This is a genomic window from Streptomyces sp. CO7 (assembly GCF_053474865.1).
In genome coordinates, this window is the sequence record NZ_JBRIOU010000005.1 from 420,761 (window position 1) to 422,001 (window position 1,241).

The window sequence follows — 1,241 nt, forward strand, 5'->3', positions numbered from 1 at the left end:
GCCACACCCTGACCGCCCCGTCCCGCCTCCGCCGCGGGGAGCGGAAGCGGCAGATGGCCCGGACGGGGGCGTTTACCGCGAGGCGGCAGAACCCACTCTGAAAGTATGGGCGGGCCCGGAGAGCCACCCGACGGCACACCCGACGGGGCCGCGGGCGGCAGCGAGGACGAGTACCGATCCGTCGTCTTCGACGAATCGTTCGTCAAGGCTGCCCGCCTCCAGGAGTACAGCGCGCAGGAACGTCTCGCCGACCACTCGCCGCCGGTACGGACCCGCCCCACGGGGCTCCGCCGGCTCTCCCGGCAGGCCTTGGTGCTGGCCCTGCTGGTCATGATCGCGTTCGTCACCGCCGTCTACCTGGGCGTGCGCACCCCCCACCTGCCGTCCTCCGCCCGCCGGGTCGCCGACCCGGTGCGGGTCACCGTCGTCCCGCTGGCCCCTCCGCAGGCCGTGCCCGGCGCCGGCGACGCGGACCGGCTCTACGGGGCGAGCCCGGCGCGCGCCTACGAGACCGGGGAGAAGGGCGTCACGATGCCTCCCGCCCGGCGTACCGAGCACTTCTCCGACGGCCAGGTCATCGCCGCGCTCGCCGCGGCGCGGGACTACGTCATCGGCTCCTCGCTCGACCCGAAGGTGCTGATGGGCGACGCCACCCGCTCGGTGCGGGTGCTGCTCGACCCCGACCAGTTCGACCAGTTCGACCGGAGCATGGGCGAGAGCGCCAAGGGTGCGGCCGCGGACGCGGGGGAGGGCGCCGCGGACGCCTCCGCGCCGCTGGGCTGGCTGGTCCGCTTCGACCCCACCCGGGTGCGGCTCGCCGACCCGGACATCCGGGTGCACGGCACCTTCAAGGTCGTCGAGCGGGGCGCCGCCACCCTGGAGGTGGTCGCCGACCACGTCTTCGTCTACGCCCTGGCCAAGGCCGGGGACGACCGCGCCGCCCGGGCGGACGGGGCCGACCGCGCCCAGGGGCCGGGCAGGGCCGACGACGGCGGGAAGAAGAAGGAGCAGGTCTCCCTGTTCACCGTGCGGCGCGAGGTGCGGATGCGGTTCGACCCGGACAACCTGCGGCTGCGCCAGGTGCGGGTGGTGGCCGCCTCCGTGCAGGCGGGGCCGCTGTCCTGCACCGGGGACCCCGACCAGGTGCTGCGGCCGCTGCTCGCCGGCCAGCGGGCCGACGAGGCCGCGCCGCCGGGCACCGACCCGTACCGGGCCGCCAGCCCGACCGGGCTGTGCGGCAC

1 protein-coding gene is annotated in these 1,241 nt (G+C 76.0%); it reads left to right on the forward strand.

Translation table 11 applies throughout. From position 1 onward, the window contains the following. Positions 1-105 precede the first annotated feature (105 nt). On the forward strand, positions 106-1,241 hold a 1,136-nt coding region (locus ACOV8S_RS20310; protein ID WP_448319206.1), incomplete at its 3' end, for an SCO2583 family membrane protein.